This window comes from Bacillus sp. cl96 (genome assembly GCF_900100505.1).
Classification (GTDB): Bacteria; Bacillota; Bacilli; order Bacillales; family Bacillaceae_G; genus Bacillus_A; species Bacillus_A cereus.
Genome location: NZ_FNDM01000001.1, coordinates 344,455 through 357,257, shown reverse-complemented (window position 1 = coordinate 357,257; position 12,803 = coordinate 344,455). Strand labels below are relative to the sequence as shown.

Here is a 12,803-nt window from a genome sequence, read left to right as displayed (position 1 = left end):
AGTGAAGAAGATTGATAGGAATGCCACATTATATAGTTCCGGTGCAAGTTCATCCAAAAGCTATAGATGCTTTAATGAAAGAAGCGGAGATCAAGATATTAAGTTTAACACCTATAATGCAAAAAGATGATAATACTATAATCAGTTCAGAAATAGCCATTCAACTAAAAGATAATTTATATTTAAATGTTTCTGTTGCTAGGTCAGAGATGAAATTTGAAGATGAAGTAGAGCACCTTCAGGTAATAGTGGAAAGAAATGTTCCCAATATAACCGATGGAAATCCTGAAAATATACTAGTTTTCGAAAAGTTTTTGAGGATAAGGGGAAATGTTCAGTGTGAACTATTAGTGGAAGAAGAAAAATATACAGATTTATCTTCAAAGAAAGTACTCTATACTTCCGAATGTGGAACAGGTATATTATTAAAAAATGATGAGGAAACTGTCTTAATAACTTGTAATGAATTTTGTACAATTTTAGTAACAAAAGATCAAGAAATAATTAATGATATATTAAATAAGCGTTATAATTTTACTAGATTAAAAGGATGAAATGAAAAATAAGGGAATGTAAATAAATCTGTACTATTTGTAAAGGACATATATTTAACAAAGGAATCCAGTTTGTCAAGTTTGGAAATAAATCGTTAATGTTTCGGGATGCATTTTTTATTTTAAATAATTCATTTTTTCATTAGCATTATAAAATAAAGAAAAAATTAGAAATAGTGATGGAAGATTAAAAAGCACGATCTTATTTTTAAATAAGGTCGTGCTTCCTTTTAATTCTCCTGCTCACGCGTAAGAGTAAACGTATCTTTCAAATCACTATCATTTATTTTAATATTTGCCTTTTTTAATTCCTCTTGTAACAATTTTTTGCTGAATACAGGATCAGCAGTACGTTCTTCCTCTAAGTTTTTGCGAATAGAGTCTTTCACTTCATCATAAGGCTTTAAAGCTTTTTTATCAGTTAATTTAATAACGTGATAACCGTTTGATGATTTTACGGGATTGCTAATTTGTCCAATATTTAGTTTGTAGGCAGCGGTTTCGAATTCAGGGGCCATTGTACCTGAATTGAAGTATCCAAGGTCTCCACCTTTATCTTTTGATAGCAGATCTTGTGATTCTTGTTTTGCTAATTCTTCAAATGAAGCACCAGCATCTAGTTTACTCTTTATTTCTTTCGCTTCATTTTCGTCACTTACTAAAATGTGACTCGCTTTAATTTCTGGCTTATAATGGTCTTTTACGTCTTTTTCTGTAATGCTTTTCTTAATCGCTTCATTCATAGCAAGTTTGAACTTAATTTGATTTTTGAAATCCTCTTCATCTTTTAAACCATAATTTTCTAATACTTTTTTGAATTGATCTCCATATTGTTTTTTTACTTTTTCTACTTCTTTATTTACCTCTTCATCAGGTACTTTATATTTTTTTGTGATGATGTCTTGTGCCATCATTTCGTATAGCATGTCTTTTCCGTAACGATCTTTCAATTGTTTTTCGAAGTTATCCTTTGTAATGGTGGAGTCTGTTGCTGTAGCGACTGTAGCTGAGCCATTCTTTTGTCCGCAAGCAGATAGCATCAATATACTTATTAGTGCAGTAATAATGAAAATATGTTTCCCTCTCATGCCAACACCTCATCCGAATATGTTATCGCTATTGTAGAATATAGAAGTGAACATGAAGTGAATTTTTAATGTTTTTTCCTTTAAAATGTAAAAAAGTACATCAACATAATTGTTGATGTACGATGGAATCAAAGGTGATCGGTCTTTTTAGAGTATGCACGTTTACCTTGCTGAATATTTTTTTGCTCTTGCTCATTTTTTTGTGTGCGTTTTGCGTTATTATCACGTGCTTTTTTGTCGTTATCACTCGTATGTGGCATATGTATCAACTCCATTTCTAAACGTTGTACGTTTATCATTTCCTTTTTCGTAAAGACTATGTATAGCGGTGCATTTATGAAGGGTAAAGGTGGATTCGAAATGGATTTGAAGTTGAATTATACTGAACTTATAAAGAAGTTAATCGTTGTAATCATCGCAGGTTTATTAAACGCGATTGGGATGAATTTATTTTTAACGCCAGCAAAAGTGTATGCGAGCGGCTTTGCTGGATTGTCTCAATTATTATCACAAATATTAGGTGATTTTTTATCGATTCACATATCTACGGGAGTATTGTTTAGCTTATTTAATATTCCTGTCGTTATTTTAGCGTGGAAAAAGGTTGGAAAGGCCTTCACCTTTTTTAGTTTTCTTTGTGTTATATTTATGACTCTGTTTTTAGAAATCATCCCTGTTAGAGCGGTTTCGAATGATATCATATTAAATGCGATTTTTGGCGGGATTATTTCGGCAATTGGAGTAGGGATTGCTTTAAAGTGGGGTGCTTCTACAGGTGGATTAGATATTATCGCCATGATTTTATCAAAAATAAAAGATAAGCCTGTCGGTACATACTTTTTCTTTTTTAATGCAATTATCATTATCGCTGCTGGCTATGTATATGGATGGGAAAAAGCGTTGTATACGCTAGTGACTTTATATGTATCAACGAGAATTATTGATGCAATTCATACTCGCCATGTAAAGATTACAGCATTAATTGTTACGAAGAATGGGGCAGATGTAAGAAAGGCGATTCACTCGCGATTAGTAAGAGGGATTACAACGATACCAGCAACAGGTGCTTATACGAATGAAAATAAAGAAATGTTAATGATGGTTATTACTCGTTATGAGTTATACGAATTAGAGAGGATTATTAAACAAGTGGACCCAGGTGCATTTACAAATATACTGCAAACAGTTGGGGTGTTCGGATTGTTTCGGAAAGATTAAAGAGGACCAAAGTTGGTCCTCTTTTTTAATGTAAATTCGTAATGTTTTGCAATTGCTCTTGCATTTCACGGAGCTGAACTTTTTCAGCAGTTGAAGAGTTTGCGTAAGCGGATTGCAAAGCATTTTTTGCTCTATACACGAGATCTTGTTGCTCAGTACCGCTTGAACAAGATACGGCATTTTCAACAGCATCTCTAGCTTGTTGGAATAGTAAGTTCCCCATTTAAACCCCTCCAAAAGAAGAGTTACTTCTTGCTTTTTCTGCCTCAGCTAATGTACCTCTGTACGGGAATCTTGCATCATGCTTCATAACAGCATCGGCTCCTTGTTGGATAAAACGTTTTGATTTGTTCTTTTTACCCATTCGAAAAACCCCCTTTATTTAGCTGAAAACAATCGACGCGATGTCTCATGCGTCTACTTATAGTATGGACATTTGGCAGGAAACTATAAGTAGGGAATTTTTAGATTACAACCCAAGAACCTCTTCTAAATATAAAGCAATACCATCTTCTTCGTTCGTTAACGTCGTATGGTTTGCGAGTGATTTTAATTCAGGGATGGCATTTCCCATTGCGATGCCGTGACCAGCAAATTCAATCATTTCAAAATCATTATCTTCATCACCGAAAGCGATAATGCGCTCTTGTGGAATGTTGTAATGACTAGAAATTTTTTGTAATCCAACTGCTTTATTTAATCCGCTTTTCACAATTTCAATAATCGGCCAAGGTGCGCCCCATTTTCTATGGTCGATTACTTCCGCATGCATATCGGTTAAATGTTGACGAATTGCAGTAGAATGCTCGTCATGTGCGTCAATTAATAAGCAAGTTGGATGATCGTTTAAAATATTTAATAAGTCTCCCGTAAAAATCTTAGGAGAGCCGAATTCGAAAATATGTTTTTTATCTTCATCAATTTCACGAACATACACATCGTCCATTACTTCCGCGTATATATTTTTTACGCCAAAATCAAAGCAAGCTCGGACAATTTCTTGCGCTGTTGCTAGCTCAAGAGGAGAGTGATGTGTTCCCCAGTTTGAATCAAGAGGATGATGTACGTAAGCGCCGTTAAAGTTTACGATAGGTGTGTTAAGATCAAGTTCTTTATAGTAATCATAACTAGCACGGAATGGACGTCCTGTTGAAATAACGACAATATGTCCCTGTTCCTTTGCTTTTGCAATTGTATGTTTCGTTCGAGTGGAAATTATTTTGTTGTCTGTTAATAAAGTGCCGTCTAAGTCTAATGCGATTAAATGTTGTTTGTTCATAATTTCACCTCTTATAATAATTTTTTTGTATCTATCTGTATTTCCGTTTTTAATATGCAGAAATAAGAGGTTAGACTCGGTGAAATCACCATAGATGGAAATTTCACTATATATCCATCTTACGTCTCAAAGTGCTGTGGTGTCTACTATTTATCGTTGGAAATTAAGAAAAGTCAACATCTTTTTAGAAAGTTCAAACAATGTTTCTTTCATTATGTACAAATTGTGAAAAGGGTTACATTGCTCGTGTGATGAGGCATATAATGAACATGTAATCTTCTCGTATATGTTTGACTCTCCTTTGAAACTAGCCTAGAGTAGGTTGGTTTCTTTTTTTTTCTACAGGTAGGAAAGAAATCCCTGCTTACGCTTGTGTCATTCATATATATGTACAAGAATGAGATGTAGTACTGTTTCCTAAACATGACAGAAAAGCTTTCTTTTAAAATGGATATACTAATGAGGCAAGACGTCATGGAAGGAGAATGAAGATGGGACAAAATCGCAGGTTTCGTTCTGGACAAAAAGCGCCGAATGATGGCATTTACGTAGAAATTGGTGAAACGGGAAGTATGGTGAAAGATCCGCAAATGGTGAAATTAACTGCCGGTGAAAAGTTTCCGGATAACACGAATCATAACCGCCAGTGGACATATAAAAGAAAACCGTAACAGAAGCCGCAATCATTATTGCGGCTTTTTTGTCGTTACACATTGTAATTTCATTTACCGTATTTTTTAGCAGTATAATGAATGCTCTCTTTTTCTTTTTCAAATAATAAGTTTGAAAATACATAGGCAAAATTATTGTATAAAAAAGTCAGTTGGCGTATAATCAAATCAAAGGTCAAAGAAAGTCAAACTTTTGGAGGGCTGTAAAGATGGACTTAAATCAAATGACAACAAAAACACAAGAGGCGATTATGAGTGCCCAATCTTTAGCGGTATCTCATCATCACCAAGAGGTGGATACTGTTCATCTATTACTTGCATTATTAGAAGAGCAAGATGGATTAGCAGTACGTATATTTCAAAAAATGAATGTTGATATAGAAGCATTAAAGCAAGGTGCTGAAAGTTTAATTAAAAAGAAACCTTCTGTAACGGGGAGCGGTGCAGAAGTTGGAAAATTGTATGTAACGAGCGCTCTGCAACAACTTCTTGTAAGAGCAGGAAAAGAAGCAGAAAAACTGCAGGATGATTACATTTCAGTAGAACATGTATTGCTTGCTTTTTCTGAAGAAAAAGGCGATATAAATCAATTATTTACAAGATTGCATATTACGAAAGATAACTTATTACAGTCTTTAATGACAGTTCGGGGGAATCAAAGAGTGACGAGTCAAAATCCAGAAGCAACTTATGAAGCGTTAGAAAAATATGGCCGTGATTTAGTGGCGGAAGTGAGAGCAGGGAAAATTGATCCTGTAATCGGCCGTGATAGTGAAATACGACGTGTAATTCGTATTCTTTCACGTAAAACGAAAAACAATCCTGTTTTAATTGGGGAGCCAGGTGTTGGTAAAACAGCAATCGTTGAAGGGCTAGCACAGCGTATCGTGAAAAAGGATGTACCTGAAGGATTGAAAGATAGAACGATTTTTGCGTTAGATATGAGTGCACTCGTAGCTGGTGCGAAATTCCGTGGTGAGTTCGAAGAGCGTCTGCAAGCTGTATTAAATGAAATTAAAAAGAGTGAAGGACGCATTTTATTATTCATTGATGAACTTCATACAATAGTTGGAGCTGGTAAAACAGAGGGAGCCATGGATGCAGGAAATATGTTAAAACCGATGCTTGCGCGCGGTGAACTGCATTGTATCGGGGCGACGACGCTCGATGAATATCGCAAATATATTGAGAAAGATCCAGCGCTAGAAAGACGTTTCCAACAAGTATTAGCAGAAGAACCAACTGTTGAAGATACAATTTCAATTTTACGTGGATTAAAAGAACGCTTTGAAATTTATCACGGTGTAAATATTCATGACCGTGCGATTGTAGCAGCGTCAGTTTTATCAGATCGATATATTTCAGATCGCTTCTTACCTGATAAAGCAATTGACCTTGTTGATGAAGCGTGTGCAACAATTCGTACAGAAATTGATTCTATGCCAACAGAATTAGATGAAGTAACGCGCCGCATTATGCAGCTGGAAATTGAAGAAGCGGCTCTTGGGAAAGAAACGGATCGTGGTAGCCAAGAGCGTCTAAAAACATTGCAACGTGAATTATCGGATTTAAAAGAAGTTGCAAGTGGCATGAGAGCGAAATGGGAGAAAGAAAAAGAAGACATTCACAAAGTTCGTGACTTACGTGAACATTTAGAACGTTTGCGTCGTGAATTAGAAGAAGCAGAAGGCAATTACGATTTAAATAAAGCAGCGGAACTTCGTCACGGGAAAATTCCCGCAATTGAAAAAGAGTTAAAAGAAGCGGAAGAAATGGGCGCGCATAATAAACAAGAAAATCGTTTATTACGTGAGGAAGTAAGTGAAGAAGAAATTGCAGATATTGTTTCACGCTGGACTGGTATTCCTGTTGCGAAACTCGTGGAAGGTGAACGCGAGAAATTATTACGCTTAGAGCAAATCTTATCAGAGCGTGTCATCGGACAAGAGGAAGCAGTAAGCTTAGTGTCAGACGCAGTTCTTCGTGCTCGCGCTGGTATTAAAGATCCGAACCGCCCGATTGGTTCTTTCATCTTCTTAGGACCAACAGGTGTTGGTAAAACAGAACTTGCAAAAACGTTAGCCCAGTCTTTATTCGATAGTGAAGAGCAAATGATTCGCATTGACATGTCTGAGTATATGGAAAAACACGCCGTGTCTCGCTTAATTGGTGCACCTCCTGGATATGTAGGATATGAAGAAGGCGGTCAATTAACAGAAGCGGTAAGACGTAAACCATATTCCGTTGTTTTATTAGATGAAATTGAAAAAGCACATCCAGAAGTATTCAACATTTTATTACAAATGTTAGATGATGGACGCATTACAGATTCACAGGGCCGTACAGTGGACTTTAAAAATACAGTTATTATTATGACTTCAAATATTGGATCTGCTCATTTACTAGATGGATTAGAAGAAGATGGTTCCATTAAAGAGGAATCAAGAGACCTTGTAATGGGGCAATTAAGAGGACATTTCCGCCCTGAATTTTTAAACCGTGTGGATGAAATTATTTTATTCAAACCTCTTACAACGAATGAAATTAAAGGCATTGTTGATAAAATTGTAAAAGAACTACAAGGTCGTCTAGCTGACCGTCACATTACAGTAGAATTAACAGATGCAGCAAAAGAATTTGTTGTGGAAGCAGGTTTCGACCCAATGTACGGAGCTCGTCCATTAAAACGATACGTACAGCGTCAAGTGGAAACGAAATTAGCACGAGAATTAATTGCAGGAACAATTACTGATAATAGTCACGTAGTTGTTGATGTAGAAAATAACGAGTTAGTCGTTCATGTGAAATAAAAATAAAAAAGAGTTCGGATAAAATCCGGACTCTTTTTTTAGTGTTGTTCTACTGGCTCGTTTGGAATTGCAGCTGAAATTGCTAGTACTAACACAGCAAGAACAACTGAGAAAATAGACGCTTGGTTAAAGTCGTATGTACCGCCAGTCATAGAGCCGATTACATAGCTCATCATATGTACAAGTAAGAACGACCAAATTAATGCCCAAATGAAACGCATATTTTACACCTCTATTCGTTCAATCTGTCCTTATTGTAACACAATTGAAAAAAGAATATAGAAAAATATTTGTAGATTTTTCAACGCAAATTTGCATTCCGTTCATACATTATAAAAGAGTGGTTTTATATGTTTAGAAAATAAGGCGGGGGAAAAATGAGTATTACGGAACGTTTTTTTTACTTAGAAAAAGAACCATGTGTCATTTATTTACCGGAGAAGCCAAATGGATTTTCTGTTATGCTCCTCGGTGATTATAACTACTTTATTGAGAATGGTACAAGTTTATGGACACAGCATGCGGGTAGATCTTATTTTTTACATGGCCTTATTGAGCAAGGCTACACAGTCTTTTCTTCTAATTTATACGGAAGACATTGGGGAAACGACCAATCTGTTCGTCTAGCGAAACGTTTATATGACGTTGTGTTGAGAAAAGAGACATTGAATGCGAAAATGCACATTATGGCAGATGGTATGGGAGCACTTGTAGCACTCGAAATGATGAACAAATACCCTGAGTGTATACGCTCTGTCATTATGTTAAATCCGTGTTTAGATTTACCAGAATATGTGGAGTTTGAGAAAGAGCATAAGTTTTTTTACAAGAGACTCGTGAAGGAATTAAGTTTGGCGTATGATGCCAAAGAAGAAGAATTAGAATCAAAAATAAATAAGAAATCATTTACGCTTCTTCCATCTTGTGTACCTGTTAAAATTTTCGTATCAACACAAGAAAAAAGAGGAAGAAAACAGCAGTTGCGTAGATATGAGAAAATGAGGCAACTAAATCAATGTGATACTTCTGTCTTGTTCCATCTGCAAGATGTGAAATATAAAATGGTTAGGCAAACGACCGATTTCTTTAAAAAATATGAAGAAGAATTATGAAGCTCCCATATACATAAATGAGGAGCTATTTGTTTCAGAGGGAAAGGGTTGGTGGTATGGAACGCGTGCTAATTGTAGGTGCACTTACGTTTGTAGGTTATCACCTTGTAAATAAAATGATTGCAGAAGAAGTGGAAGTATATGGTCTTGATTTTGATGAATTCGATAGTATGACGAAAATTAATGAAGAGAAGTTATTATTAATTGGGCGAAATGCATTATTTACGTATTATTCGATAAGAGATGAAGATGGATGGAGATCGGTTGAGGAAGAGAGATTCGATACTGTTTACTTTTGCTTATATGAGCCAAATCAGCAAAGTGGATTTCGGAATGAAAGAGTCATATTACAATATTTAAAGCGAATTATAAGAATGTGTGAAGAACAAAAAGTGAAGTTAAATTTAATTTCTTCTATTGAAGTAGGCAGTACAGATGAATCCGAAAATAAGCGACTATTTTTGAAAGTAGAAGAAGGATTGAAAAAAGGGAATTTACAATATAGTGTATTTCGAGTTCCAACATTATATGGACCGTGGCAACCGTCCTTTATGATGTTTCATCAGCTTATTTTATCAGAATTAGGTGAAAAAGAGTGCCGTTGTACGATTGAGGAAAAGGGGAATGATTTACTTTACGTTGAAGATGTATGTGAATACTTATGGGAAAATGGAACGAACGGGGCGCATCTTGGTATATACAATTTACTTAGTGGTAAACAGTCATTATGGGAAAAAGGTATGAATCTTTTACGCGCGGATGATAAAGTAAATAAAAATAATAACGAAGTAAGAGATGAGGCTATCGAGGTAATTTCAATAAAAAGAAATACTCCGTTAGAATACGGTTTAAATAAGCAACTGGCACACATGAAAAAATATAAAGAGTTATACGAAGGGTAGTACGCGTGTTACACTATTGTATGTGAAAGTTTTAATGGAGAGGAAGAGCATAATATGAACGAAAAAAGCATGCAGTTTTTACAAATCGCAATGAAGCATTTACCGGAAGCAAAGGCAATTTTAGATGATAATGGAATTGCACTTGATATGGAGAAGGCACAGCCGGTGTTAGAGTTGTTAATGAAAGTTATGAACGAGGCCTATGAGCTCGGGAAAGCAGATAAAGAATAAAAAGAATAAAAAGAATAAAAAGAATAAAAAGAATAAAAAGCATCTTTTTAAGATGGAAGAGAGGCCCGAACCGTGGATAGAAGCGGTCAGGGCCTTTTTTATTCTCGCCTGGGGGAAAACCAGAGATATGAAGAGGATAAAGGAAAAGTAGTGAGGAGAACTCTCTAGTTTAGAAGGAAAGCAGATGAAGAATAAAAAGCATCTTTTTAGATGGAAGAGAGGCCCGAACCGTGGATAGAAGCGGTCAGGGCCTTTTTTATTCTCGCCTGGGGGAAAACCAGAGATATGAAGAGGATAAAGGAAAAGTAGTGAGGAGAACTCTCTAGTTTAGAAGGAAAGCAGATAAAGAATAAAAAGCATCTTTTTAAGATGGAAGAGAGGCCCGAACCGTGGATAGAAGCGGTCAGGGCCTTTTTTATTCTTGCCTGGTGGAAAACCAGAGATATGAAGAGGATAAAGGAAAAGTAGTGAGGAGAACTCTCTAGTTTAGAAGGAAAGCAGATAAAGAATAAAAAAGCATCTTTTTAGATGAAAGAGAGGATCGAACTGTAAATAGAAGCGGTTTGAGTCTTTTTATATTTGAGAGGTATGTTTCCGTTTCTTTTAATGAAAAATAACGTGAATAATGCGTTAGCTTTCTGTTTTATGCGAAATATATTCTAGACAAAAATACATTTATGTTTTAAAATTAGTACCAAGTCATAATAATTGATATAAAACGGAGGGCTGCGATGTGAACGTGGGCATTTTAGGGATCGGAAGATATGTGCCAGAAAAAGTAGTCACAAATCACGATTTAGAGAAAATAATGGAAACATCCGATGAATGGATTCGTACGAGAACGGGAATTGCAGAAAGACGCATTGCCGATGATACAATAGATACTTCATATATGGCCGTAGAGGCTTCTAAAAAAGCACTTGAAGATGCAGGAATTAGCGGAGAGGATATCGATCTTATTTTAGTAGCAACAGTAACACCAGATCGTGCTTTTCCAGCAGTTGCTTGTGTAATTCAAGAAGCAATAGGAGCGAAACATGCAGCTGCAATGGATTTAAGTGCAGCATGTGCTGGTTTTATGTACGGAATGATTACAGCGCAGCAATTTATTCAAACAGGAACGTATAAAAATGTATTAGTAGTTGGTAGTGATAAACTATCTAAAATTGTAGACTGGAACGATCGAAATACAGCAGTACTATTTGGAGACGGAGCCGGTGCTGTCGTAATGGGAGCTGTTTCAGAAGGTAAAGGCGTTCTATCTTTTGAATTAGGAGCAGACGGAAGTGGCGGCAAGCACCTTTATCAAGACGAGTATGTTATGATGAATGGCAGAGAAGTGTTTAAATTTGCCGTTCGTCAACTTGGTGATTCTTGTCTTCGCGTTTTAGATAAAGCTGGTCTTACGAAAGAAGATGTGGATTTCTTAGTACCGCATCAAGCAAACATTCGTATTATGGAATCTGCAAGAGAGAGGTTAAATTTACCACAAGAAAAAATGAGTATGACGATTGAGAAGTTCGGTAATACATCAGCTTCTTCAATTCCGATTGCAATGGTAGAGGAATTGCAAAACGGACGTATTCAAGACGGTGATTTAATTATACTTGTTGGTTTTGGCGGCGGATTAACATGGGGAGCAGTCGCTCTTCGTTGGGGTAAATAAGGACTGAGAGAAAAAAAGGAGTGTATTTTGTATGGAAAAAAAGAGGGTCGTAATTACAGGACTAGGAGCTGTTACACCGGTCGGAACAGATGTTGAAACAGCGTGGGAAAACATTAAAAAGGGTGTATCTGGAATCGGGCGACTTACAAGAATTGATCCAGAACTATTTCCAGCAAAAGTAGCAGCGGAAATTAACGACTTTGAAGTCGAGAAATATATTGATAAAAAAGAAGCGCGCCGTATGGATCGCTTTACACAATATGCAGTAGCAGCAGCGAAAATGGCAGTTGCAGATGCAAAACTTGAAATTACAGAAGAAAACGGACCTCGAATTGGTGTATGGATTGGATCTGGTATTGGCGGTATGGAAACATACGAAGAACAATTTAAGATTTTTACTGAGAAAGGCCCACGCCGCGTGAGCCCATTCTTCGTGCCGATGATGATTCCAGATATGGCAGCAGGTCAAGTATCAATCGCAACAGGAGCAAAAGGAATTAACACTTGTTCTGTAACGGCTTGTGCATCTGGTGCAAACTCAATTGGTGATGCATTTAAAGCAATTCAGCGTGGTGATGCTGATGCAATGATTACAGGCGGAGCAGAAGCGCCGCTAACAAGTATGGCATTCGCAGGATTTAGCTCAGCGAAAGCATTAACATTTAATGAAGACCCAGCAACGGCTTGCCGTCCATTTGATAAAAACCGTAGCGGTTTCGTAATGGGTGAAGGCTCAGGTATTCTAATTCTTGAAGAATTAGAGCACGCATTAGCACGCGGTGCTCACATTTACGCGGAAATTGCGGGTTATGGTGCAACTGGAGATGCATTCCATATTACAATGCCTGCTCCTGGTGGGGAAGGCGGAGTGCGTGCAATGCGTCAAGCTTTAGCTGATGCAGGCCTACAGCCAGAAGATATTGATTACATTAATGCGCACGGTACAAGTACTGATGCGAATGAAAAATATGAAACGATGGCAATTAAAGAAACTTTCGGTGAGCACGCGTATAAAGTAGCAATTAGCTCAACGAAATCAATGACAGGTCACTTATTAGGAGCAGCTGGTGCTGTTGAAGCGATTTTCTCTATTAAATCAATTACAGACGGAGTAATTCCTCCAACAATTAACTATGAGACACCAGATCCAGAATGTGACTTAGATTACGTCCCAAATCAAGCGAGACACCAAGAAGTAAATGCAGTATTAAGTAACTCATTAGGATTTGGTGGTCATAACGCAGTGTTAGTATTTAAATCGTATAAATAATC

At 36.6% G+C, this 12,803-nt stretch carries 15 protein-coding genes; 9 read left to right on the top strand and 6 right to left on the bottom strand.

All coding sequences use genetic code 11. From position 1 onward, the window contains the following. Nucleotides 1-20: 20 nt before the first annotated feature. Nucleotides 21-554, top strand: coding sequence for a hypothetical protein (locus BLT20_RS02020; RefSeq protein WP_002025448.1), 534 nt, complete (start codon nucleotides 21-23; stop codon nucleotides 552-554). A 230-nt stretch (nucleotides 555-784) separates the two neighbouring features. On the opposite strand, the gene prsA is transcribed toward BLT20_RS02020, so the two are convergent. Both prsA and BLT20_RS02010 read right to left on the bottom strand, forming a co-directional pair. After that, nucleotides 785-1,642: a peptidylprolyl isomerase PrsA gene (gene prsA / locus BLT20_RS02015; RefSeq protein WP_001214207.1), complete on the bottom strand. Its 858-nt coding sequence runs from the start codon at nucleotides 1,640-1,642 to the stop codon at nucleotides 785-787. Nucleotides 1,643-1,770: 128 nt separating this feature from the next. Then, nucleotides 1,771-1,902 carry a DUF3941 domain-containing protein gene (locus BLT20_RS02010; RefSeq protein WP_001120851.1) on the bottom strand — a complete coding sequence of 44 codons (132 nt, stop codon included), beginning with the start codon at nucleotides 1,900-1,902 and terminating at the stop codon, nucleotides 1,771-1,773. 100 nt (nucleotides 1,903-2,002) lie between these two features. Here BLT20_RS02010 and BLT20_RS02005 point away from each other — a divergent pair, with 100 nt between their 5' ends. After that, on the top strand, nucleotides 2,003-2,860 hold the full coding sequence (locus BLT20_RS02005) for a YitT family protein (RefSeq protein WP_000364431.1): 858 nt from the start codon (nucleotides 2,003-2,005) through the stop codon (nucleotides 2,858-2,860). A gap of 25 nt (nucleotides 2,861-2,885) precedes the next feature. Here BLT20_RS02005 and BLT20_RS02000 read toward each other — a convergent pair whose 3' ends face one another. The 3 genes from BLT20_RS02000 to BLT20_RS01990 all read right to left on the bottom strand — a co-directional run bounded on the left by BLT20_RS02000 (nucleotide 2,886) and on the right by BLT20_RS01990 (nucleotide 4,139). Then, nucleotides 2,886-3,083, bottom strand: coding sequence for a DUF3813 domain-containing protein (locus BLT20_RS02000; protein WP_000527407.1), 198 nt, complete (start codon nucleotides 3,081-3,083; stop codon nucleotides 2,886-2,888). Next, complete coding sequence (locus BLT20_RS01995; protein WP_000516816.1) at nucleotides 3,084-3,224, bottom strand: hypothetical protein; 141 nt, start codon at nucleotides 3,222-3,224, stop codon at nucleotides 3,084-3,086. It lies immediately after the preceding gene. Nucleotides 3,225-3,329: 105 nt separating this feature from the next. After that, a complete protein-coding gene (locus BLT20_RS01990; RefSeq protein WP_001041232.1) occupies nucleotides 3,330-4,139 on the bottom strand; it encodes a Cof-type HAD-IIB family hydrolase in 810 nt (269 codons plus the stop codon). A 491-nt stretch (nucleotides 4,140-4,630) separates the two neighbouring features. Here BLT20_RS01990 and BLT20_RS01980 point away from each other — a divergent pair, with 491 nt between their 5' ends. Both BLT20_RS01980 and clpB read left to right on the top strand, forming a co-directional pair. After that, complete coding sequence (locus BLT20_RS01980; protein WP_000531421.1) at nucleotides 4,631-4,810, top strand: YjzC family protein; 180 nt, start codon at nucleotides 4,631-4,633, stop codon at nucleotides 4,808-4,810. 209 nt (nucleotides 4,811-5,019) lie between these two features. Continuing rightward, nucleotides 5,020-7,620, top strand: coding sequence for an ATP-dependent chaperone ClpB (gene clpB / locus BLT20_RS01975; protein WP_000365401.1), 2,601 nt, complete (start codon nucleotides 5,020-5,022; stop codon nucleotides 7,618-7,620). 38 nt (nucleotides 7,621-7,658) lie between these two features. Here clpB and BLT20_RS01970 read toward each other — a convergent pair whose 3' ends face one another. Then, nucleotides 7,659-7,841 carry a YjzD family protein gene (locus tag BLT20_RS01970; protein ID WP_001211116.1) on the bottom strand — a complete coding sequence of 61 codons (183 nt, stop codon included), beginning with the start codon at nucleotides 7,839-7,841 and terminating at the stop codon, nucleotides 7,659-7,661. 156 nt (nucleotides 7,842-7,997) lie between these two features. On the opposite strand from BLT20_RS01970, the gene BLT20_RS01965 reads away from it, so the two are divergent. From BLT20_RS01965 to fabF, 5 genes are all read left to right on the top strand, one after another. After that, nucleotides 7,998-8,732 carry a lipase family protein gene (locus tag BLT20_RS01965; RefSeq protein ID WP_000028712.1) on the top strand — a complete coding sequence of 245 codons (735 nt, stop codon included), beginning with the start codon at nucleotides 7,998-8,000 and terminating at the stop codon, nucleotides 8,730-8,732. 29 nt (nucleotides 8,733-8,761) lie between these two features. Further along, nucleotides 8,762-9,634: an NAD-dependent epimerase/dehydratase family protein gene (locus BLT20_RS01960; RefSeq protein WP_002164601.1), complete on the top strand. Its 873-nt coding sequence runs from the start codon at nucleotides 8,762-8,764 to the stop codon at nucleotides 9,632-9,634. Between the two features lie 54 nt (nucleotides 9,635-9,688). Then, entirely contained in the window at nucleotides 9,689-9,865 is a 177-nt protein-coding gene (locus BLT20_RS01955) for a ComZ family protein (protein WP_001986215.1), read from the top strand. A 733-nt stretch (nucleotides 9,866-10,598) separates the two neighbouring features. Continuing rightward, entirely contained in the window at nucleotides 10,599-11,531 is a 933-nt protein-coding gene (fabH, locus tag BLT20_RS01945) for a beta-ketoacyl-ACP synthase III (RefSeq protein WP_001100547.1), read from the top strand. Nucleotides 11,532-11,562: 31 nt separating this feature from the next. Further along, nucleotides 11,563-12,801, top strand: coding sequence for a beta-ketoacyl-ACP synthase II (gene fabF / locus BLT20_RS01940; protein WP_000412656.1), 1,239 nt, complete (start codon nucleotides 11,563-11,565; stop codon nucleotides 12,799-12,801). The last annotated feature ends 2 nt before the right edge of the window (nucleotides 12,802-12,803 follow it).